Below are 18,762 nucleotides of genomic sequence, written 5' to 3' on the forward strand. Positions count from 1 at the left end.
TTTCAACCAGGTGAATTGACTAGAGGAGGTGCAGCAGGTGGAACTGTAACCCAACCAGTTTGAACTGATTGATGGGATGTTTGGGCATACTCAGAAGCCGCTTGATTATTTGCTATGGATGGCTTTTGGGTTGCAGCTTGTGCCAGCCATTGCTGATAATCTTCAGGAGATTCGACGATGACATTCGCTTGCATCGTCGCAAAGTATGTACCGCTATATTGAGAATCGGTCAATCGGTATTGTCCGGGGCGGATGGGAGTAAATTCAAAGTCGATCGCATGGTTAGGAATAATATCCTGCTTGAGGCGGAACGCAGGAATATAGAAGCCGTGCAAAACATCCTGTGATTTCAGCGCTAAACGTATTCTGCGATCGCTTGGTAAATGCAATTCGGTACTGGTAATATCTCTTTCTGGGTAATGAAAAACCCACGCCCACTGTTTAGCTAGTACGTCGATTTTTTCTACAGGTTCCGCTAAAGCGTTAGCTGGTGCATCTTTTGGTTCTGCATAAGCCGATTCCATTCTCAACGGATTATGCAGGTGAACTATTTCCGATGGGCCTTGAATTCCCATTTGTTCGTAAACTTGATAGCTGTAACCCGCAATCCACAACACTAACAGAATTGGGATTGCTGTCCAAACAACTTCTAAGGTGATATTACCTTCAATTGGGGGGCCATCAGTGAAGTCATCTTTGACTGCCCGATGGAAGATCACAGAATACATCAGAGTACTTGTGACTCCCAAGAAGATGAATGCACCGAGGGTTACTAAGAAGCTAATCAAATCATCAATTAGTAGGGATTCGGCCGCTGCTTGGGGAGGAAGCCAGGAGTAAGACTGCTTGCCGATCCAGAGACTAGTAACAGTGATTGCGATCGCGCCTGTAAGCAGCGTCAAAATATTTAAAATCTTCTGGATTTTCATGGTCTTTGGTTATTGGGCATTGGGTATGGGGTATTAGTCAAAGGACACATGACTAAGGACTAAGGACAAGTAACTTACTTGAGTGTTGTGTTGAGGTCTTGGTGCGATCGCAGTAAATTATCTGCTGTATTGTGTACGCCAAATTCGGCGGCTAGTTGCGCTCCTAGTGTGCCGTGGATGTACATAACGAACATGATTGCTATGCCTGCGAACAGATAGATCCATTGCACTTCTCTATCTGTCTGTTTATATTCTTGTTTGCCCCAAACGAAGCGCTGCCATGCTCTCCAGATGGTCATGCCAACAATCAGCGCTAATAAGAACACACCACCCACACCATGCCAAAGCATAGTTTCCATTGCCTGCAATCCCCAGGCACTCTTCATATCAGCTGGTGGTGCTGCCAACAGCATTTCGTAAAAGCCTGCTCCCACTGTGAAAAATGTGATGATGCTGGCAGCTAACATGTTGTACCAGCCAACAGCAAATAAGTTGTCACGTTCCACAGTAATTGCCAAAAATTTGAAGACCCATTTTTCAAAGGGGAACAGAACACCAACAATATCAAAGGTCATCGCAATGATGAACAAACCTATTGTCAGATGGACTAAGTTGGGATGAATAGGAATTGTGTAAGGTAATCCGTTTGGGCCTAGAGAGCCGCTCAATTGGTCAATTAATTCTGAGTTCATCGCAACACACCATCCTTTACTGCTTCCACAACTGGCACGGTATGCAATCCATATACCCAAACAAGTTCATCGCCGAGATATACTTGCAAGCCAACTATTAGGGTTAAAACTAGTCCGGCTCCCAAATAATAAATCGATACTTTTTGGGGATTGCGGGCACGAATTACATAGCGCCAAGCTGTAATCGCCGTGATAATTCCTGAAAGCGACCAACCAATTAGCGTATGCAAATTCAGCACGGATTTCGCTAGGCTGTAAGGCTGTGCTAACCCTGCTTCAAACTGACCAAAGATAATCGCGACGAAGATGGCGATCGTGGCAACTAACATATTCCACCAACTCACCTCAAAAAGACCCGATTTACCAGTAAAATAGCCAATTACATCGCAGAAGAAGGAAAACAACACCATCGCAATGACGAAGTGGACAACGATGGGATGAATCGTATCTGGATAGGGCAAATTGTGGTCGTTCAAGGATGTCAAATACTCAATCATTGTCTTCTCCTGGACATATCTACCGCACTTTGGTCAATAAATTTTGGATTTTGGATTGGCGATCGCGCAGTCTTAGTGAGCGTCTTTTAGATTTATTCCGTCCCAGACGAGATATAAACTAGAAGACCCTAATCAAAAATCTAAAATCGTTAGTCAAGCTTCAATAATTTATGGATACTCACTAACATCACCACAAGTATCCATCCATAATTGATCGGATTCTGTTCAATATCTGCGCGGTTCAATACGCTTAATCATGTCTTAGCTTTTTGTAGCCAAATTTGGTTAAATTGCCTACATGGAATAATTTTCGTTTTGATTCATTTCCTTATGCCAATAGTCTGCAACAGCAATTCTTGATGTAGCTAAATCAAATCGCTGCCGTTTGTTGATTTGCTTAACCTATCCTTTAGCTTAAGTAAATTTTTATGAATTGTCAAAACAATAAATATTAAACTTTTAACAGTTAGTTATTTAACAAATAAATATTTTCATAATGTATTTAGATTTGCATTTTTTTAAATACAAAAAACTCTAAATATCATATTTGTCTGTAAGGTATTTCACAATAATAAAATATTTGTTTGTGATGTAAATAACAAAAATATTTGAATCACTCAAAAAGCCCTTTAAAAAGACAAAAATAAGGAATCAAGGTTAAGTCATAACTCAGAAATACAGTTTATTGCAACAGGTTCGCTTTTTTCCTCTGATATTATTTTCATAATTCTTTCATTTTTATGTTACTTCTGCTAAAGTGAGACAAAAGTGAGAAGATTATGAAATTGCTATAATGAGATTTAATATCAATAACTTTCAGATGCAACTACCGCAGCACGGACAAAAATTGGTTGTCGCGTCTGGGCTGCTATTGTGGGTATGTTTGAGTGGGTGTAGCCCGTCAATCTCCGATTCTCAACCACAGTTAAGTCCAAACCCAGGCACAACTAACACTAACCTAGATAAAAAAGGTAAAAAAGTGGTTCTTACCACCTTTACAGTCATTGCAGATATGGCTCAAAACGTGGCGGGAGACAAGGCGATTGTTGAATCTTTAACCAAACCAGGGGCGGAAATTCATGGTTACGAACCAACTCCTAGCGATTTGGTGAGGGCGCAAAAAGCAGATTTAATTTTGAATAATGGTCTGAATTTAGAGCGTTGGGCACAGAAATTGTATAACAGCGTCCCTAATGTACCTCACGTTACCCTAAGTGAGGGAATTAAGCCTGTAGAAATTACGGAGGATGCCTACAAAGGAAAACCTAATCCCCATGCTTGGATGTCACCACAAAATGCCTTGATTTACGTAGATAATATTCGCAAGGCATTAGTTAATTTGGACTCAGCGAATGCAGAGACTTATAATACCAATGCCAAAGTATACAGCCAAAAAATTAAGGAAGTCGATGAGAAACTGCGAAAAAGCGTGTCGCTAGTTCCAGCAGACAAGCGCTACATGGTAAGCTGTGAAGGCGCTTTCTCATACGTCACCCGCGATTATGGCTTGAAAGAAGCTTATCTCTGGGCAGTCAACTCTGAACAACAAGCTACTCCCAAACAGCTAGAAAAAGTCATTGATATAGTTAAAAAAAATAAAATACCTGTAGTTTTCTGTGAAAGTACAGTCAATGATGGAGCGCAACGTCAGGTAGCTAGAGAATCGGGAGCAAGGTTTGGTGGAGTGTTTTATGTTGATTCCCTCTCTCCAGCGAATGGGCCAGCACCAACTTATCTCAAGTTGCTAGAACTTAATATTAATACTCTAACTCAGGGATTAGAGGAAAAGTGAGCAAGTATGCAAGAATAAATTTAATTATTTAAAATTAGCTTGTAGTAAGGACTTTCGTCCTGTTTTGTTCTCTAGAAAAGGTTAAGTATTCGCAAAAAAGGCTGGAGCCGCTCATTACAAACTAATGATTAATCTTAGAGGTGATTTTTAGTGAAGTCTATTAGTATTGATGTCGAAAATCTGACAGTTGCTTACCACGGCAAAGTTGCTTTACATGGTGCTTCTTTGCAAATTAGAGCAGGTTCAATTAGTGGTTTAGTGGGGATGAATGGTAGCGGTAAATCAACCCTATTTAAGGCGATTATGGGTTTTTTAAAGCCAGTTACAGGACGGGTTTTGATTAATGGTTTACCGATAAAAACTGTACAGAAAAAAAGCTTGGTGGCTTATGTACCACAGTCGGAAGAGGTGGACTGGAATTTTCCAGTAAGTGTCCATGATGTGGTGATGATGGGACGCTACGGATACATGAATATACTGCGAATTCCGTCGGCGAAAGATCAAAGAGTGGTGAGGGAGAGTCTGGAAAGAGTGCAAATGTGGTCAATGCGCGATCGCCAAATTGGAGAACTCTCTGGTGGACAGAAAAAACGTGCCTTTCTCGCCCGTGCCTTAGCACAACAGGGGACAGTTTTACTATTAGATGAACCTTTCACTGGGGTAGATATCAAAACAGAAAAAGCGATGATTGACTTATTACTAGAATTGCGAGAGGAAGGTCATACAATTTTAATTTCTACCCATGACTTAGCGTCTATCACTACTTTCTGTGACCAAGTAGTACTAATTAATCGCACTATTTTAGCTTATGGTGATACATCAGAAGTCTTCACAGAAGAAAATCTATCACGCACTTTTGGCGGTTCTCTGGGAGATTTATCCCTCAGCAAAAGTCAGATAATCCGCGGAAATCAAAATGAATCTGATTGATTGAGAATTTTTAGTTGATATTGCTTGGATTAGAGTTATAAAAATATGAATACTCTCGCATTCTTAGACTGGTTAACCACACCCCTCCAGCATGAATTCATGGTGAAGGCAATTTGTGTAAGTGCCTTAGTTGGGGTAGTCTGTTCTGTTTTATCTTGTTTTATGACCCTAAAAGGTTGGGCATTAATGGGAGATGCTGTTTCCCATGCAGTAATGCCTGGGGTTGTAATTGCTTATGTTTTAAATATCCCTTTTGCTGTGGGTGCTTTCGTCTTTGGAGTGGGTTCAGTTATTGCGATCGGTTATATCAAAGCGAAGACGAGAATTAAAGAAGATACTGTCATCGGACTTGTATTTACAGGATTTTTTGCTCTGGGTTTGGTACTAGTTTCCAAGACTCCAAGCAGCGTAGACTTAACGCACATTTTGTTTGGGAATGTCTTGGGTATTTCTAATGAAGACATTATCCAAACGGTGATTATTAGCGTAATTACTTTAGTAACAATAGCTGTTTTACGCAAAGACCTATTATTATTTTGTTTTGACCCCACTCATGCACGTTCCATCGGCTTGAATACAGGAGCGCTGCACTATATTTTACTATCATTACTGTCGCTAACTGCTGTCGCCGGACTCCAGACAGTAGGAATTATTCTGGTTGTAGCGATGTTAGTTACTCCGGGAGCAACGGCTTATTTATTAACAGACCGTTTCGACCACATGATACTAATTGCAATGGCATCGGGCGTATTTTCTAGTGTTATGGGAACTTACATCAGCTATCATATCGATGGTGCAACAGGGGGTTGCATAGTTGTGTTGCAAACCTTGTTGTTTATCGTAGCAATGATTTTTGCACCTAAGCATGGGTTACTGGTAAGAGCAAAGAAGCAGGAAAACACTGACTGATTTAGTATGAAATACTCTTTGCTATTTACGTAACCCCCCATTCCAGTGGTATGAGGGCGAAATAAGTGTCGTTTAAAATTGTGGTAATTGGTACTTCTTTAGGCGGATTATCAGCACTGAAAATCGTCCTGGGTAATTTACCAGCAGACTTCCCTGTACCGATCGCGATCGTGCAACACCGTCATAAAGAATCTAGCAACACACTCCAGGATTTATTACAAGAATCCACTTTGTTGAAAATTCGCGAAGTGGAAGACAAGGACGAAATACTACCAGGACATATCTACATAGCCCCAGCAGATTATCATTTACTGGTTGAACCAGGTCACTTTGCTCTTTCGACTGATGAGCCTGTTTCTTATGCTAGACCATCTATTGATGTGCTGTTTGAGTCGGCAGCCGATGTCTACACAGAGCAAGTTATTGGTGTAATATTGACAGGAGCCAACCAAGATGGTATGCAAGGCCTTAAGAAAATAAAAGCGCGGGGAGGAATTACCATTGTACAAGAACCTGCCACAGCGGAGAGCGACATTATGCCAGAGGCAGCAATTTCTGCTATTACAGTAGACTGGATTTTGACACTCTCAAACATTGCTTCCCAGATGGTCAAGCTTTGTCAATTATCACAGAAATAAACCGATGCAGATGGAACGCAAAGTCAACATCCTCCTAGTAGATGATAAACTAGAAAATTTGCTGGCACTAGAGGCAATCCTAGAAAAATTAGGGGAGAATCTCGTGAGAGCTACTTCCGGGGAAGAAGCTTTGAGGTGTCTGCTGCATCAAGACTTTGCGGTGATTTTGCTGGATGTGCAAATGCCAGGGATGGATGGCTTTGAAACTGCTACCTTAATTCGCAATCGGGGGCGATCGCGCCATACTCCAATTATCTTTCTTACCGCCTTTAGCACCAGCGACCAAATGCTGTTTAAAGGTTATGCCTTGGGTGCTGTTGATTATCTGCTCAAGCCACTAGACCCCAATATTTTGACTTCTAAAGTCACAGTATTCGTAGAACTATTTAAGAAAACAGAAGCCATCAAGCAACAAACAGCGCAATTGGTAGCTGTGAATACTGAACTCAGGCAAAGTGAAGAACGATTCCGATCGCTAAGTACCTGCTCACCCGTTGGCATTTTTGAAACTGATACTGAAGGCAACTGTAAATATACTAATCCCCGCTATCAGGCAATTTGTGGCTTGAAAGCCGCAGATAGTTTAGAAAAGAAATGGCTGGAATCTGTTCATCCAGAAGATAAAGAACGAGCGATCGCTAGTTGGTCTGCTTACATTTGTGAAGGTCGGGAATACTCAGAAGAATTTCGTTTTCAAGCCGCTCACGGTAACATTCGTTGGGTTCAAGTTCGCTCATCACCAATGCTTTCCAGTCAAGGAGACTTGTTGGGTTATGTAGGCACTCTTGAAGATATTACCGAACGCAAGCAAGCAGAAGAAGTCCGCGCTCAAGTGATTCGAGAACAGACGGCAAGACAGGAAGCAGAAGCTGCAAATCGGATGAAAGATGAGTTTCTAGCTGTTCTCTCCCACGAACTCCGCACGCCTCTAACCTCAATGCTCGGCTGGTCAAAAATCCTCCGCGCGAAGAAACTTGACGAAAAAGCCACTTCTCGCGCTTTGGAGGCGATCGAACGCAACGCCATATCTCAGATGCAACTAATTGAGGATATCTTGGATGTATCTCGGATTATCCGTGGTCAGTTGCGGTTAAACGTATCTGCGGTAAATCTGCTTACAGTGATGGAGGCGGCATTAGAGGCAGTTCGTCCCCTAGCAGAGCCAAAAGATATTCAATTAAATACTGTACTGGATACTTCGATCGGGTCAGTCTACGGCGATCCAGCCCGTCTACAGCAAATTGTCTGGAACCTACTAACTAATGCAATAAAGTTTACCCCTAAAGGCGGTAGGGTAGAGGTTAGGCTATCAAAGCATTTTGGATTTTCGATTTCAGACTTTGGTGTGAGCGCTACTTCCACAAGCCTCAGTACAACCCAGTCGAACAATTTTGGATTTGAATCTCATAGTGAAAATTTAGATTCTTCAAACACTGAAGAAAGCAATAATCTAAAATCCGTCTTGGAAAATTCTGATGGTCGAGAGCCGAGTCTTAAGCTTTCTGCAAAATCTCAAACTTCAAAATCTCAGTACGCCCAAATTCAAGTTATCGATACGGGCATTGGCATCAGTTCCGAGTTTTTACCCAAAGTATTTGAGCGTTTTCGGCAAGCAGACAGTACCACAACGCGATCACACAATGGATTAGGATTAGGACTAGCGATCGTCCGTCATCTAGTTGAACTGCATAAAGGTACAATCTTTGCCCAAAGTTTGGGTAGTGGACAAGGAGCAACATTTACTGTAAGACTACCACTCCTACAAGACAATAGGGGAAATAGAGAAGCAACAGGAAAAATTTCCTCCCCTGTAGCGTCTACGCCCCTTGCTGGATTAAGAGTTCTAGTTGTAGATGATGAGACAGATACCCGTAACTTTCTCAGTTTTATGTTTGAGGAGTATGGGGCTTTTGCCACTGCGGTAGGATCAGTTGATGAAGCACTAGCAGTACTTGAACAAGCAAAACCAGATATCCTGATTAGCGACATCGGTATGTCAGAGCAAGATGGTTATACGCTGATTAGAAAACTGCGCTCTTTAGAACCAGAAAAAGGCGGGCGCATCCCCGCGATCGCGTTAACAGCGTACACGCGAGAAGAAGACCGTTTAGAAGCACTTTCTGCAGGGTTCCAGCAGCATTTATCTAAGCCAATTGACCCCAATAAATTGATTGCTGCCGTTGCCAATGTTTTAGAACTACCTCTAGAAGTTCCAGTGAGTTGATTTGGAAGTGGGGACTGGGGAAAGCAGGGAGCAGGGGAAAATTCCTCTCCTCTGCTCCCTTCCCCCTGCACCTCTGCCTCTTGTGCCCAATGGCCAATCAAGACGAAGTTAAGGCATGTTTTTTGAGTTCGTCTAGAGAAACCACTTCCAAAGCTCTAGCATGGGTTGCTGAAAGTATAACGGGTGGAGCAACGCCAGCTTCTAGAGCTTCTTGCCAGCGAGAAGCACACAAACACCAGCGATCGCCAGGCTTCAATCCCGGAAAATTAAAATCAGGAACAGCTGTGCTGAGGTCGTTTCCCTGCGATTTGGTGAACTCCAGGAATTCTGATGTGACTTGGGCACATACGACATGCGACCCGAAATCCTGACTACCTGTACGACAAAAACCGTCGCGGTGAAACCCAGTCATGGGAGAAGTACAGCAAACCTCTAGGTTTCCATCGATTACATTTTTAGCGTCTGTCATCGTTAATTCAGGGTAACTGAAACTTTGAGAGATTTCAAAATCCTTCATCCAAATGAAGGGTTAATAGCATCAGGTCAGAGGGATTATTTTACACAATTCTTGGATGACTGATTTAGAAAATGTTCATCTGGGAAAGAAGAACTAAAACCGAGGAGAAGTAATCAGATTAAACGCACATGGCTGGTATGTGGAAAAAATCGCGGGTCATTTAAATTGGACTCCACAGACAGTGAGAGAGGTTTTGCACAAATGGAAAAAGCAGGGTCTAGAAGGGCTTTGGGAACTACTTGGTCGAGGTGGGAAGACTAAGTGGAAAGAAGAGGACATAGTGTTTTTAGAAGAATGCCTTAAGAAAGAACTTTAGAACTTCACATTGCGTCGTGGTCGTAGATCATAACTCATTACCGAGGTTCAGCCTGAGTTGAAACTGTCAATACTTGCGGTGGTGTAGCATCCGGCGGATAGAGAAAGTCTACTTCTACCAAAGAGCGATCGCTTGGTTTCATCTTTAATAAAACTAACGGTTCTCCTGGTTGACCTCTCTTTTGCACTAAATGTACAAACTCAGTTTGTGGCTGATTTTGGTCATTTTTGTAACGTACTCGCACTGTCCCTCGGAAGAATACTTGAGGAGCGGGTGTACTCAGAAAGCGTAACCCTGGTTTGACTAACTGATCCTCTTTGAGTGGTGTTTGTATCGACACGCTAACAGTTTGAGAACTTTGAGTATTGTTATATAGCGGCAGCTTCAGATTATATTGAATTCCATAGTTGCCATGAGCGCGATATGCGGTGTCAGGATAGCGCACTAGCATAGGCGCACTTTGAATTTGACCAGTTCCTAATGTACCGCCATGCAGAGTACTCAGAGCGTAGGAAAACACTTGACCAGGCTGGGGAATAGTTAGATACCTAGCTTTAGGCTTATCTACTAATAAGGCTCTCCATCGTGAACCACCAACCACTCCCGCAACACGCCCATAAATTCTTGGCTTGCCAGTTTCCTCTAAGGGAGTGGGAGTTTTATCTCGTGGCCCAGCTAAATCGCCACTCTCTAGTAAATTCTGCCACTCTTTTAAACTAGGCGATCGCTCACTGCCATCAGGATTAACCTGTGCAAACATCGCTAGGCTAGCTGCATAGACAGTGCCATTACTTTGCAATCGGATCAATGTAGACCGACCATTGAGAGGTGGTGTCAATCCCTGCACAGGAATTGGTAAATTTAGTAACATCCGACTTTGCTTTGCTGGAATGTCAATTTGAGCAGGGAAAATCTCTTGTCGCACTCCCCTTAAAACATCAGACATGACGCGATCGCCTGAGCCAGCAAAAATTTTACCTAAAAGGTTTTGGCTAAAGGATGGTAACTGAATAAATGGGGCATCCGGTTGACTCAAATAACTCGCCGCCTGCCAAATATTTACCTTCACTGGTTCCGAACTAGGGTTCTGCAAAATTATCCCTAAATAAAGAGAACGCAAATTCTCTGCTGGTTCAGCTTTCGCAACGTGATGGGCAAAAATATCAAATCGTCCCCGAAAAGGAAAATTCAGATGCGCTGTTGGCACTTTTTTCCCATCTGGTGGAAAGGTAGAAAGTAAGATTCCTTCCTTCAAAACCAATTCTGGACTATTGCTGTTAAACGTTGGCACTGTATCCAACTTACCTGGTAAAGGTCGTACTTCTTGTGGTTGTAAGACTTCTTCAGGTGGAAGTGTAGTAGGAGTTAATTGGGCTATCGGAAAAATTAGTAACAATGGCAACATATACTTAGATATTTCTTTCACCATACAGACATTAACAGCTTGATGAAAGTGCCAGTTTGTTAATAATTAATACGAAATCGGCAAGAATCCCCATCAAATTTTCTTGATTGAGAACCGGAACGTGGACAAAAATACAACGTGCCGTGAGTTGATTTTGGCTTAAGTAGTCCAACACTGAATAGTAAAGACCTTCACAGACAAATTTCCCACAGTCGTAGCTAATCTGAATTTTTGCTGCTCCCACCACTAATTTTTCTAAATCAACTTCTGTCTGTAAAATACTTTCTCCACAGCTAGCAACTGCTTCCACACTTAATTGTGTACGGCTTGCAGCCATGCCACAACAGATGATGTAATCAGGTTGGATTGCCTTGATTTTTTCCATTACCTGAGTACTGGCAAGTTGCACATCTACGGGTAACTGGCGTAAAAAAGTTAAGTTATGTGGTATCAACTCAAGTTTGGTAACTTCAAGTAATAAATCATCAGAAGAATTTGACTGTTGATCTTTTAGCCAAGTGTCAAAAGAAGTTAATAGAATTCTTTTCTTCATAACAAATATTATTTAGAATAGAAAAACCCTCCATAATAAATTTACAAGGAGCAGGTAAATGCCAGTAATTGCGGTCGTAGATTATGAGATGGGAAATTTGCACTCAGTTTGCAAAGGCTTGGAAAAAGCTGGGGCAACTCCTAATGTTACTTATTCTCCAAAGGAATTAGAGCAGGCAGATGCTATAGTCCTACCGGGAGTGGGAGCATTTGATCCAGCAGTGCAACACCTGCGATCGCGTGGTTTAGAACAACCTATTAAAGAAGCGATCGCAGCTGGTAAACCTTTTTTGGGAATTTGTTTAGGATTGCAAATTCTTTTTGAATCAAGTGCAGAAGGTACCCAACCAGGACTAGGAATTATCAAAGGAAAAGTGCGGCGGTTTCGTCCCGAACCTGACATCACTATTCCTCACATGGGTTGGAATCAATTGGAAGTTACTCAACCAAAAAGTATTTTGTGGGAGCATTTGCCGTCAGATCCTTGGGTGTATTTTGTCCATTCCTATTATGTTGACCCAATAGACCCGCTAATCCGTGCAGCAACTATCACTCACGGTACTCAAACCGTCACAGCGGCGATCGCCCATGAAAACCTGATGGCAGTCCAATTTCACCCCGAAAAATCCTCTAATATTGGATTGCAAATCCTGTCTAATTTCGTTGCTCAAGTCCGCGAAAAAATTCCTGCCTAATATTCTTTTTGTAATTTGTTCTTTGTCTTTTGTCTAAAACTAATACTTCTCTACGAGAGGCTGCGCCCGAAGCGAAGCTATGCCGCAGGCTTTACGGCTTTGCTCAGTACAAGTGACCAATGACTAATAACCAATGAGCCTGAGAATTTACGGTAATCGCCAGCTAAAAACTTTACCAGGAAAAGAAACTAGACCCACTAGTGCGCGAGTAAGAGAGGCAGTCTTTAATATTTGGCAAGGAGAAATTGCAGGTTGTCGCTGGCTAGATTTGTGCGCTGGTACTGGTTCAATGGGCGCAGAGGCTTTGTGTAGAAGAGCCAGCTTAGTAGTAGGAATTGAACAATCGAGCCGAGCCTGTACCACCATCCAGCAAAATTGGCAGCAGTTAACTAATGCCGAACAGGAATTTCGGGTATTGCGGGGAGATATTACCCAGCAGTTAAAAACTTTATCAGGTAAACAGTTTGATAGAATCTACTTCGATCCACCTTATGCCAGTGGATTGTACCAGCAAGTATTAGAAGCGATCGCTCACTATCAACTTTTAGATCCTAGCGGTGAAATCGCAGTTGAACACGCCTCACAAGGTTGGACACCGCCAGAGATTCCCGCTTGGGAAATTTGCCGCCAGAAAGTTTACGGCAACACATCACTTACTTTCTACAAAATTATGGAATGAAAAGAGTGGGGAGTGGGGAGTAGGGGAGAAAAATTGCTTCCTTGTCCTCCTTGTCCCCCTTTCCTCATCCCACTCAAGACTCAGCGCTCACCACTGGGCACTCTCTCTACTCTCTCATCCCCCCAACTGATTGGGGCGCTTGTATTGCTTATATGCAGCGTAAAAAAGTCCGGCGAGAGTGACGAAAACTAGACCAAGGACAATACCTGATAGCAGGGGTTCAACCACTGTAAATCTCCTTTTTGTAATTATTAAATATTCGTTGCCTGTTTTTGATTTTACCAAATTTCGTATGAATCCTGCGCCCTACAGCCTGTTGGAGGGCGACTGCCCACAAAAAAATAGTCTTCTGTGCTTGCAGACACAATCAAGAACTTTTAAGCTATGTGTAGGAAATGAAAACTTTTTAGCACACCTAGAATTTCACAGCAAACCTTTTGGATAACCAGATTACCAAACCTGAAATTTTGATTCAGCGGATCGTTTTATTGACGCTGGCTATACTGCTAGGAGTCCCTTTGGGCTTTTTTGGTGTTCAGTTGGTTCAAGCCTCCGATCCATATGTCAAGAGTGTTCTGTCCCTAACAGGAAACCCAGTTCAAGGACACGCGATATTTCAAATTAACTGTGCTGGTTGTCATGGCTTGGAAGCAGACGGGCGAGTGGGGCTCAGTTTGCAAGCTGTTTCAAAGCACAAGTCTCGGTATGGGCTGATTCACCAAGTGATTAGTGGCGAAACACCCCCAATGCCAAAATTCCAACCCAGTGCTCAAGAAATGGCGGATCTTTTGAACTATTTAGAGTCGTTATAGACCTAAGAGTTTTTGGTTGTAGGATACATACAATACTCTTATGTAAAAAGGCAGAATAGTATGCATGCCTTTTTACACCTCTGATAAATGTAAAGAAATCCTTAGATACTCGATAGCGTTCGCACAGTGTCTCGTAGAGACGCTTTAGCAACGTAGGAGCGTTGCCCTTGGCACATCACACCTGCTCTACTATGAGAAAATTCCAAACACTTAGGTGCAAGACGCCGCTCGTACCTTGCTTCTCCGTAATAGTACATACACTAACACTAACGTCCTTAACGTCTTCCCTTATCTACCAAACGCTCTTTTGAGGTTGGGAGAAGAACCGCCACACTAATACCACTGTGCCTATATACATAATCATAGAAACCTCAAAATAGCCTAGCTCCATATGATAAACTTCGTCTTCTAAAGTCGTAGTGGCGAGAACTATCTTTTGTCTTTATCTTTACATCCGCTAGTATTTGCGTAGAATCTTTGATAAAAACTCATATAAACTGTATATTTTTAAGTATGTTAGCAAGTAACTATTTAATTATTGCGAAAGTGAGGTTAGTATACCTAACTCTGTAAAATTAAGGTAAAAGCTCCTAGTAAATGAGCTACGGTATAGCTTCTTTAACAGACTAAATATTCTTGAGATGCCCGAAAGCTAATGACTGAAACGACCCAAATCGGTAATCGTACAATCACAGCTAGTGAACTGATTTCCTTACTGGCAAGTTATCAAATGCTGCCACAGTTGCAGCGAGAATTGATCATTGATGAGGCAATAGAGCAAAACTCGCGCTCTGCCAAGATTGCAATAGAGTGTACACCAGAGGAAGTAGCCCAAGCTAAACAGCAGTTTTACGCCGAAAAACAGTTCAAAAATGAAGAAGACATCCAGGCTTGGATGGCACATCAAGGGCTGAATCCAGATCAACTAGAAGTTATCACTACTCGTAAGCTGAAAATTGAAAAATTCAAGCAAGCCACTTGGGGTAATAAACTGGAATCTTACTTTTTTCAGTCCAAGGCAAAACTGGACAAAGTAATTTATTCCCTACTACGAACCCAGGATGTGGGAATTGCCCAAGAACTATACTTCAGGATTCAAGCAAAAGAAAACTCTTTTGCTGATTTGGCGCGGGAATACTCACTCGGACCGGAAGCCCAAACTGGTGGCTTGGTAGGCCCGATTGAACTGAATGCACTACATCCGATAATGGTGCAAATGCTCTCTAGCACTCAACCAGGTCAGATATTGCCCCCTACCCGTATCGCTGAATGGTTTGTAATTTTGCGTTTAGAAAAATTTATTCCAGCACAACTGGATGAATTTATGAAAATGCGTCTGTTGAATGAACTCTTTGAAAACTGGCTACAAGAGCAGCAAAAGCAAATCATGTCTGCACCACAAGCAGAGGGGGATACGTGACAGGCGATAAACCTTTAACCAATCGAATATAGCGGTTATCAATCTTCTGAAGTACAGTAGCAGCAGTGAGTAAACCAACAAGCGTAATTCTCTATCGTCACTTCTGCAAATGCCGCATCTAATGCCTTGAGTAAATCAGGATATGTCCTTGCACCGATGCGACGGAGAATGTTCTTAATCTTCGACCAACAGTTCTCAATGGGTGAAAAATCGGGGGAGTAGGGGCTTTCTGGGGCAGGTTTTTTTGANNNGACAAATTTTTGGGATTTTAAAACCAAAACCATTGTCTGAGAACTTAAAACTACGTTCAATAATTGAGAATATTCNNNACTATTTATCGAAAGCCTAAAAGCCTGCCCTTGAAAGGGGAGTAGGGGGGGATAAATGAGGCTAGCTCCAGCAGTGATGATTAAAGCTTCAAGTTCATCACTTTTATGGATCGAGCAGTTATCCATTAGACATCTCCGAAAACTGCCCAAGTATCTCTGTGACTAACTTATAGGGTGCGATCGCCAGTGAGAGCAATCAGCTAGTTTCGACGAGAGAATAGGAGTTTAAGATGTTTGTTGTTAATAATCCGACAAAAAAACGTGGCTATGTGCATTCATTTTCTCTCAGGTAAACGCGTATATTTCTGCTGGTAATACAAGTGCCCCAATTCGGAATTCTTACTACTCCACAAATTGTCAAAATTACCTCATACCAATTCTCTAAGAAGCTGCATAGAATAAAGGTTAAACGGTATAACGATTTAGGTATAAGTGGAATTGGCGATCGCCGCCTTTCAAACCAAGGAGCAAAGGCGTTAATAGACGATATGCATCAAGCACATCTGTGGCAAGCTTTACAGGAAAACGCGCCAGATGGGGGACTCTGGAATGGACGAAAAGTTGCAGATTGGTTAAGTGAAGTCACTGGAACAAAGATTATAGGACTTACGCACTGTACAAAAAGATTATCATGTGTATGAACGAAAATGCGTTGTTTCAGGCTATTGGCTACTAGCTTCAGATCAAAGCGCGATCGCTGGCTAATGGTGAAAAATCAAACTTGAATGGCTGAAAAGCTATATCCATATTTAATTGCTTCTGTCAATGCGTAAGTCCTATATTAGTAGATATAGGGAGTGGGAAATATTACGGCAGATGACGTTTAGACTACGAGTACCTCATCCGTCTCACACCAACAGCGATCCTTTTGAGCAAGAAGCCTGGAAAAAAAACTAGCTACAGAAGTTGAAGAACTCAAAGTTATCCCTCTTCTGTCACTTTCCGGGTATTCTGAATAAAAGAATAAAAAAATAAAACCCTGAAAGGTAAGTAGGTCAATGGATGTAGAATTACAAATCTTGAAACATTTGGCAAGAGATGCTCACCCAACAGTTGCCACCATAGATGAATATTGTGCAGAGTATAAAGACCTGTTTAGAGAAGTAAGAAATTATGAGTGCTTCAAATATTTACATCTGGGAATAATGTCCCAAATTCAAAGAAAATCATTACCAGAGATAGCGAAAGTTGTAAGTATTAACTCAGCTCAGTCATTACATCATTTTCTAGCCAATTCAGATTGGTCAGTAAATAAGTTAAAACAACGAAGATTAAATAGATTGAAGAAAGAATTAGATGGTCAAGCAATTACAGTAGTCATAGATGAAACCGGAGATAGAAAAAAAGGTAAAAAGACTGATTATGTGGCTAGACAATATTTGGGAAGCGTGGGGAAGATAGATAATGGGATAGTTTCAGTTAATGCTTATGGAGTTTACTCTAATATAACTTTTCCATTAATTGTAAAAGTATTTAAACCAAAAGGAACACTAAAGGAGTCAGATAAATACAAAACGAAAATAGAGTTAGCATCAGAAATTATTACAGAGCTAATTGAATCAGGGTTTAATATTGAATTAGTACTGGCTGATAGCTTATATGGTGAAAGTAGTCAATTTATTAGAAAAATAGCTGAATATAATTTAGCTTATGTTGTATCAATTAGAAGTAATCATGGAGTTTGGTTGCCAGCAGGAGAAAGGGTTAGGGCGAATAAATGGTGTAAATTTGAGAGAACATTTAGCAATCAAAAATCAGAAGTTAGATACATTAGGGAAATAATTTATGGTAAAAAAAGAGCCATAACTTACTGGGAAATAACTACTGATCCAGAAACCATGCCAGAAAATTCTACTTCTTTTGTGATGACAAATCTTCAAGGTAATCTCAAGAAAACTTTAGGCGACTTATATGGATTAAGAACCTGGGTAGAATATGGTTTTCGGCAGTGTAAACAGGAACTAGGCTGGACAGATTACCGTTTCACCAATTTCCAACATATTGAGAGGTGGTGGGAGATTATTTTTTGTGTTTACACGATGATTAGTTTAAATTCTCCCGCCTTCTTAGGCTTAAATCAATCTCGTCAAATTGAGACTGAGGCAGAAGAAAATAGTGATGTTGATTTTTCTAATCATCCGCAATGGAACCGCGAATACGGATGGAAAAATACTTTAAATAATCTGCGTCTAATTATCCAACCACTCTTACTATTTTGGTTGATTTATCCCTGGTTAAGCATTTTCCCTAATTCACACTTATTGCTAGGATTCAATCATTTAATTGCTGCAATGAATCAATTTAAACCTGGTTATGGTTCTGGATAATTTAACTTATTTACTACTTGCTTATTCCGGAAAGTGACAGAAGAGGGTTATAGCAGTCGCCAAAGCCGTTAGGACAGTTTGCGGGAAACGCGTCTTCAACAGCGTACTTTGTGATTTTATTGCTGTCCTAAGCTCCCTGTCCGTTGCTATAATTACCCAGATGCAGAAATTCAACTTTGGTGCGAGGATGAACAGACGCTCGAGGACTCGCTAACGCTTCGCTATCGTTTAGGAATTAAGCCAATTATTCGACGAGTTTATGTTCCGTCGATAGGAAACATCAATTGCCAAGATCAATTGGAGGTTTAAGTGGTTATGGTTGTATGCCTTTGTACATCCCCAAACTGAAGAAAGTTATTGGTGGATTCTCCCTTATGTCAACACTGAACTATTTAATCAGGTTTTAGCAGATTTTGCCTCGGAATTTTAGTTAGGTGCTAATAAACACATTCTTTTAGCTATTGACCGAGCTGGATGGCATACCAGTAAAAATTTAAAGATTCCAGAAGGGCTGCATTTAACATTTTTACCATCTCATTCACCTGAATTACAACCCGCAGAAAGATTGTGGACTTTGGTTGATGAACCAATTGCCAATAGAACATTTGAGACACTTGATGATTTAGAGGAAATTTTATTTCATCGCTGTCAATCTTTGCTTCAACAGCAAGATTTGATTCAAGGGTTAACTGGTTTTCACTGGTGGATTAAAATCGGGGCTTAATCGTAAGTGATTTACCGAACATGATATTAACCCCCGATTCATCTAAGAAAATCAGATTTTCCACAGGTATGCCCCTCAAGAGTTTCCAGTACTCAAATCAGGCCAATTGGACTTCATCAGTGCCTTTTTTCGTGGGGTGGAGACTTTTTTTTGAGGTTTAGGTTGAGTTTCCAGCGAACCATCCGATTCACTGTGGCCACCCCAATTAACACCTCTGTTTTCTCATAAAGTCGTTCCCGCAATTCGCTTAACGTCGCATCGGGCTGTGCTGTGACCAGTTGGCGCATGATTTCTAGCTTATAACGTCTAAGCCCTCTTCTAAGAAACCAGATTTCCTGAGTGCTGAGGAATAAGCTCAAAACCAAAAGCCTAGGC

Annotated in this window: 20 protein-coding genes and 3 pseudogenes; 14 read left to right on the top strand and 9 right to left on the bottom strand. The window is 41.5% G+C overall.

The window, feature by feature from the left end; translation table 11 throughout:
- Nucleotides 1-2 precede the first annotated feature (2 nt).
- The 3 genes from QUD05_RS14210 to QUD05_RS14220 all read right to left on the bottom strand — a co-directional run bounded on the left by QUD05_RS14210 (nucleotide 3) and on the right by QUD05_RS14220 (nucleotide 2,118).
- Nucleotides 3-929, bottom strand: coding sequence for a cytochrome c oxidase subunit II (locus QUD05_RS14210; protein ID WP_289796624.1), 927 nt, complete (start codon nucleotides 927-929; stop codon nucleotides 3-5).
- 74 nt (nucleotides 930-1,003) lie between these two features.
- Entirely contained in the window at nucleotides 1,004-1,621 is a 618-nt protein-coding gene (locus QUD05_RS14215) for a DUF2231 domain-containing protein (protein WP_289796625.1), read from the bottom strand.
- On the bottom strand, nucleotides 1,618-2,118 hold the full coding sequence (locus tag QUD05_RS14220) for a DUF2231 domain-containing protein (protein WP_289796626.1): 501 nt from the start codon (nucleotides 2,116-2,118) through the stop codon (nucleotides 1,618-1,620). Before QUD05_RS14220 ends, QUD05_RS14215 begins: the two co-directional genes overlap by 4 nt.
- Before the next feature lie 820 nt (nucleotides 2,119-2,938).
- Between QUD05_RS14220 and QUD05_RS14225 the strand changes: the two genes are divergently transcribed.
- The 5 genes from QUD05_RS14225 to QUD05_RS14245 all read left to right on the top strand — a co-directional run bounded on the left by QUD05_RS14225 (nucleotide 2,939) and on the right by QUD05_RS14245 (nucleotide 8,611).
- The gene (locus QUD05_RS14225; RefSeq protein ID WP_502911396.1) at nucleotides 2,939-3,910 is read left to right on the top strand and encodes a metal ABC transporter substrate-binding protein; all 972 of its coding nucleotides are present in this window, start codon (nucleotides 2,939-2,941) and stop codon (nucleotides 3,908-3,910) included.
- Nucleotides 3,911-4,060: 150 nt separating this feature from the next.
- Nucleotides 4,061-4,840 (top strand): metal ABC transporter ATP-binding protein, encoded by a 780-nt coding sequence (locus QUD05_RS14230; RefSeq protein WP_289796628.1) that lies wholly within the window; start codon nucleotides 4,061-4,063, stop codon nucleotides 4,838-4,840.
- A 45-nt stretch (nucleotides 4,841-4,885) separates the two neighbouring features.
- Entirely contained in the window at nucleotides 4,886-5,749 is an 864-nt protein-coding gene (locus QUD05_RS14235; protein ID WP_289796629.1) for a metal ABC transporter permease, read from the top strand.
- A gap of 65 nt (nucleotides 5,750-5,814) precedes the next feature.
- Complete coding sequence (locus QUD05_RS14240) at nucleotides 5,815-6,387, top strand: chemotaxis protein CheB (RefSeq protein WP_289796630.1); 573 nt, start codon at nucleotides 5,815-5,817, stop codon at nucleotides 6,385-6,387.
- A 4-nt stretch (nucleotides 6,388-6,391) separates the two neighbouring features.
- Nucleotides 6,392-8,611 carry a hybrid sensor histidine kinase/response regulator gene (locus tag QUD05_RS14245; RefSeq protein WP_289796631.1) on the top strand — a complete coding sequence of 740 codons (2,220 nt, stop codon included), beginning with the start codon at nucleotides 6,392-6,394 and terminating at the stop codon, nucleotides 8,609-8,611.
- Nucleotides 8,612-8,708: 97 nt separating this feature from the next.
- Here the strand turns inward: QUD05_RS14245 and QUD05_RS14250 are convergent, their stop codons facing one another.
- A complete protein-coding gene (locus QUD05_RS14250; RefSeq protein WP_289796632.1) occupies nucleotides 8,709-9,080 on the bottom strand; it encodes a DUF2237 family protein in 372 nt (123 codons plus the stop codon).
- Nucleotides 9,081-9,240: 160 nt separating this feature from the next.
- Between QUD05_RS14250 and QUD05_RS34045 the strand changes: the two genes are divergently transcribed.
- Complete coding sequence (locus QUD05_RS34045; protein WP_354666180.1) at nucleotides 9,241-9,444, top strand: helix-turn-helix domain-containing protein; 204 nt, start codon at nucleotides 9,241-9,243, stop codon at nucleotides 9,442-9,444.
- A 37-nt stretch (nucleotides 9,445-9,481) separates the two neighbouring features.
- Here the strand turns inward: QUD05_RS34045 and QUD05_RS14255 are convergent, their stop codons facing one another.
- Entirely contained in the window at nucleotides 9,482-10,849 is a 1,368-nt protein-coding gene (locus tag QUD05_RS14255; protein WP_289799968.1) for a DUF3370 domain-containing protein, read from the bottom strand.
- A gap of 31 nt (nucleotides 10,850-10,880) precedes the next feature.
- Nucleotides 10,881-11,402, bottom strand: coding sequence for a pyroglutamyl-peptidase I family protein (locus tag QUD05_RS14260; protein WP_289796633.1), 522 nt, complete (start codon nucleotides 11,400-11,402; stop codon nucleotides 10,881-10,883).
- 58 nt (nucleotides 11,403-11,460) lie between these two features.
- Here QUD05_RS14260 and hisH point away from each other — a divergent pair, with 58 nt between their 5' ends.
- Nucleotides 11,461-12,096: an imidazole glycerol phosphate synthase subunit HisH gene (gene hisH, locus QUD05_RS14265; protein WP_289796634.1), complete on the top strand. Its 636-nt coding sequence runs from the start codon at nucleotides 11,461-11,463 to the stop codon at nucleotides 12,094-12,096.
- A gap of 133 nt (nucleotides 12,097-12,229) precedes the next feature.
- Nucleotides 12,230-12,775 carry a 16S rRNA (guanine(966)-N(2))-methyltransferase RsmD gene (gene rsmD, locus QUD05_RS14270; RefSeq protein ID WP_289796636.1) on the top strand — a complete coding sequence of 182 codons (546 nt, stop codon included), beginning with the start codon at nucleotides 12,230-12,232 and terminating at the stop codon, nucleotides 12,773-12,775.
- Between the two features lie 114 nt (nucleotides 12,776-12,889).
- Here the strand turns inward: rsmD and petG are convergent, their stop codons facing one another.
- Nucleotides 12,890-13,003, bottom strand: coding sequence for a cytochrome b6-f complex subunit V (petG, locus tag QUD05_RS14275; protein WP_063721252.1), 114 nt, complete (start codon nucleotides 13,001-13,003; stop codon nucleotides 12,890-12,892).
- A 209-nt stretch (nucleotides 13,004-13,212) separates the two neighbouring features.
- Between petG and QUD05_RS14280 the strand changes: the two genes are divergently transcribed.
- Nucleotides 13,213-13,587 carry a c-type cytochrome gene (locus tag QUD05_RS14280; RefSeq protein ID WP_289796637.1) on the top strand — a complete coding sequence of 125 codons (375 nt, stop codon included), beginning with the start codon at nucleotides 13,213-13,215 and terminating at the stop codon, nucleotides 13,585-13,587.
- A 655-nt stretch (nucleotides 13,588-14,242) separates the two neighbouring features.
- Nucleotides 14,243-15,007 (top strand): peptidylprolyl isomerase, encoded by a 765-nt coding sequence (locus QUD05_RS14285; protein ID WP_289796638.1) that lies wholly within the window; start codon nucleotides 14,243-14,245, stop codon nucleotides 15,005-15,007.
- 38 nt (nucleotides 15,008-15,045) lie between these two features.
- On the opposite strand, the pseudogene QUD05_RS14290 reads toward QUD05_RS14285, so the two are convergent.
- Nucleotides 15,046-15,231: pseudogene (locus QUD05_RS14290) on the bottom strand (IS630 family transposase); the annotation flags it as partial.
- Between the two features lie 446 nt (nucleotides 15,232-15,677).
- Between QUD05_RS14290 and QUD05_RS14295 the strand changes: the two are divergent.
- From QUD05_RS14295 to QUD05_RS14310, 4 genes and pseudogenes are all read left to right on the top strand, one after another.
- Nucleotides 15,678-15,935 (top strand): annotated as a pseudogene (locus QUD05_RS14295) (IS630 family transposase); the annotation flags it as partial.
- 166 nt (nucleotides 15,936-16,101) lie between these two features.
- Complete coding sequence (locus QUD05_RS14300) at nucleotides 16,102-16,233, top strand: winged helix-turn-helix domain-containing protein (RefSeq protein WP_416211619.1); 132 nt, start codon at nucleotides 16,102-16,104, stop codon at nucleotides 16,231-16,233.
- Between the two features lie 101 nt (nucleotides 16,234-16,334).
- Nucleotides 16,335-17,663: an IS701 family transposase gene (locus QUD05_RS14305; RefSeq protein ID WP_289796639.1), complete on the top strand. Its 1,329-nt coding sequence runs from the start codon at nucleotides 16,335-16,337 to the stop codon at nucleotides 17,661-17,663.
- A gap of 153 nt (nucleotides 17,664-17,816) precedes the next feature.
- Nucleotides 17,817-18,387, top strand: a pseudogene (locus QUD05_RS14310) (IS630 family transposase); the annotation flags it as partial.
- 116 nt (nucleotides 18,388-18,503) lie between these two features.
- Here QUD05_RS14310 and QUD05_RS14315 read toward each other — a convergent pair.
- On the bottom strand, nucleotides 18,504-18,674 hold the full coding sequence (locus QUD05_RS14315) for a hypothetical protein (RefSeq protein WP_289796640.1): 171 nt from the start codon (nucleotides 18,672-18,674) through the stop codon (nucleotides 18,504-18,506).
- Nucleotides 18,675-18,762 lie beyond the last annotated feature (88 nt).

This window comes from Nostoc sp. GT001 (assembly GCF_030382115.1).
Lineage (GTDB): Bacteria > Cyanobacteriota > Cyanobacteriia > Cyanobacteriales > Nostocaceae > Nostoc.